General features: G+C 69.4%; 3 protein-coding genes. 1 reads left to right on the forward strand and 2 read right to left on the reverse strand.

The window, feature by feature from the left end:
• Window positions 1-42: 42 nt before the first annotated feature.
• On the reverse strand, window positions 43-480 hold the full coding sequence (locus BCD48_RS21085; RefSeq protein WP_071050129.1) for a hypothetical protein: 438 nt from the start codon (window positions 478-480) through the stop codon (window positions 43-45).
• 440 nt (window positions 481-920) lie between these two features.
• On the opposite strand from BCD48_RS21085, the gene BCD48_RS21090 reads away from it, so the two are divergent.
• Window positions 921-1,334: a Rieske 2Fe-2S domain-containing protein gene (locus BCD48_RS21090; RefSeq protein ID WP_071050130.1), complete on the forward strand. Its 414-nt coding sequence runs from the start codon at window positions 921-923 to the stop codon at window positions 1,332-1,334.
• Here BCD48_RS21090 and BCD48_RS21095 read toward each other — a convergent pair whose 3' ends face one another.
• Entirely contained in the window at window positions 1,335-2,912 is a 1,578-nt protein-coding gene (locus BCD48_RS21095; RefSeq protein ID WP_241841891.1) for an ISAzo13 family transposase, read from the reverse strand.
• Between the last annotated feature and the right edge of the window lie 134 nt (window positions 2,913-3,046).

The following is a 3,046-nucleotide window of genomic DNA, read 5'->3' on the forward strand; positions in this document are numbered from 1 at the left end:
TGAGGTGGCCGATTTCGACCGCTTTGACCTCCACGACCGGCGCTAACGCACCGTTACCACCGAATGTGCGCCAGAGCCGCTAACTTGACAGTCCCCGCGCCGACGGTGCACCACTCGATCACGCCTGACCGGCCAGTGCGGCGCTGCCAGACGTGCTGCCTCGTCGGATCGAGGGAAGCGGATCGGTACTGTTGAGGTGTCGGTGTCGTCCCACGCGCCGGCGGGTTGATCAGGTGCCAGCAACGATGTGGTCGGCTTGGTCCGGAACACGCGAAGGTAGTTGGCCAGTCGACGGATGCCGGTGGGGTCGGTGGCTGGGTTTGTGGCGGCGAGGCGGGTGAGCACGTCGGCGCGGGCGGACGCGATCAGGACGGCGATCAGCGCTGCTGACAGGTCTCGGCGGTCGAGAGTCGGGGTGGTGTGGCGGGCATAGCTGAGCACGCCGTGGCTGTTCCCGCGGAACAGGTCGTGCGCGATCACGGTCCCGACGGGCCCGCCGACCGGCTGCGCTGGTGGGGTGTAGACCTCGGGCTCGGTGACGGCGATGCCGCCGGTTCGTACAAGGTCTCGCGGCGGCCGGTCGAGGGCGGACGTGTCGGAGTGCGGGACGCTAAGTCGGCAGGCAGGATGCTTGCGCGCAAACCATCAGCCGGCCAGCCCGCGACTGGCGTCGAGTGCCGTCAGCAGAATCGACTCTCGGCACCAAAAACGATAATGAAGATGCCCTCCTCGGCTCACCGCGTGCATCCGTGAACCGGCCGGGGCCGTCTCCAGCGTGAGCCGGACCATTCGCGCGGCGTCGCGTGTCATTGCGCACAGAACCAGTAGGTGCGATTGAAGGAGATGCTATGAGCCTCGTCGCTCGCCCAGAGACTCTGCCTCTGGGCAGCGCGCCGACGTTCCCGAGCCGTATGTGGTAGGTGGCGGCGCGTTCCGCGGAGGTGGGAGGCGACCTTCTCGCCCGGCGGATCGCCGACCGGCCGATGGTGTTGTACCGGACCGATGAGGGAGTTGTTGCTCTCGACGACAGGTGCCCGCACCGCTGGCTGCCGTTGTCGAAGGGCTGCCGGGCTCCTCACGCCGCGGCGATGGGGGTGGAGCCGGGTTCACTCGTCGATCGGCGTAACGAGAGCCGGGTTCCGACGCTGGCCCTGCACCGCGACGACGACCACATCGCGACGACGACGCTGCGAAGCCCGGCCGGGCACGGGCACGAGTACCGCGGGGCGGTCCTGCACACATTCACTCCCGAGACGGAGCGGACGAGTCGCTATTTCTTTGCGGCGGCGCGCGACTGGCGTGTGGACGCAATGCCGTTTAGGGTTTGCGGATAATCAACACGCTGGTTTGGGCTTCGGTGTCAGGTCGATGCCGTGCGCTTGGGCGTGTGCGGTCAGGTCGGCGAGGGTCGCGAGACAGGTCGTCGCGGGCGTGACGGTGTGGCGGTTCTGGTCGAGCAGCGGGTGGATCTCCCGGTCTGCTTTGGCGATGGAGCCGAGGGAGACGCCGAAGAGTTCGGCGAGGACTGGCTGCGGTGTTCGGAAACGCAGCCGCAGGACGGTCACGAGGGTTTGCTCGGCGAGGGTGAGGGCGGGTGGGTGGTCGCCGGCGGGTCTGCGGGTGGGTGGGCCGCTCCTGCGGGCGAATAGCTCGTTGTCGCGCTGGATCCGGTGCGGGACGGTGAGCGAGGCGATCAGTTCGTCCCAGGCTGCGGTGCTCAGGCCGGTCACGGCTGGGTGTGCCCAGTCGGTGCGTTCGGGGGCGCGGGCCGGCTCGGGTGGTGGTGGTGGTGGTGGTTCGGGGCGCAGGGTGTAGTTCCAGTCGCCGTGCCAGCTGTGGCGGTCCAGGGGGAGGCAGTCGATCTGTGTGTCGCTGACCTTGGCCCCCGCGGGGTAGGCGCCGGTGTCGAGTTCGGCGTGGACGCGCAGCCCGGTGCGGGTCGTTGTCGCGGCGATCGAGTTGACGATGACCTCGTGGCTGGTCAGGGGCCGGCCGCGCCAGTTCATGGTGATGTGGGAGAACAGCCGGTGCTCGATCTTGTTCCATTTCGAGGTCCCGGGCGGGAAGTGGCAGACCGTGACTGTCAGGACGGTGGCGAGGGCGAACGCGGCGAGTTCGGTCTTCCCGGCGCGGGTGCGGTAGCTGTTCGAGCCGCCCGCGTCCGCGGTGATCAGGAGCCGGCGGGCGTGTGGGTAGGACGCCTGGCCCTGCCCGTCCCACCAGCGGCGCAGCGAGGCGACCGCGAACGCGGCGGTGTCGTGGTCGGTGCCGACGCTGACCCAGCCGGCGTCTGCCGCCAGGTCGTAGATCCCGTAGGGGACGGCCTTGCCGAGTTCCTTGTCCGGGAAGTCGTGGCTGTCGACCTTCACCGGGTCGCCGGTCGGTCGCCACTGACGGCCGCGGTTGGCGTACTCGCCGACGAGTTCCTTCTTCTTGGTGTCGACGCTGACGACCGGGTCACCCGCGTCCAGACTGTCTGTGACCTGGGCGTTGATGTAGCGGAACTGCGCGTCCCGGTCGGGGCTCTGCGCGCCTTCCAGCGTCTTGCTGTTGCCCTGGAGGCTGAACCCCTCCGCGTGCAGCAGGTCGCCGACGGTGTCCGCGCCGACCCGGTGACCCTGGCGGGTCAGCTGTTCGGCGAGATTGCGGGTCGACTTCGTCGTCCACCGCAACGGCGACATCGGGTCACCCCGCTCGTCCGGCTCGACCAGAGCCAGCAGCGCCGGACGCAGACCAGGGTCGACCTCGGCCGCCCGCTTGCGGCCCCCGCCCGGCCGGCGGACCCGGCCCAGCGGCGGGGCACCAGCGTCGAGCTCGTCGACTCCCCGCGACACGGTGGCCTCACGGACCCCAGCAGCCCGCGCGACCGCCCGGATATCCCCATGGCCCAGCGCCCGAGCCTCGGCCGCCATCACCAGCCGGCGCTGCCGCTCATCCAGATGCGGGAACACCCAGGGTGCCGTCAAAGTCCCTTTTCGCTGATCAGGCCGATGATCTGGAGGACGCGTTCGGGCTGGCGGGCGGTGGCTCGCATGGCTTTGGCGAT

This window comes from Pseudofrankia coriaricola, from assembly GCF_001854805.1.
Classification (GTDB): Bacteria; Actinomycetota; Actinomycetes; order Frankiales; family Frankiaceae; genus Pseudofrankia.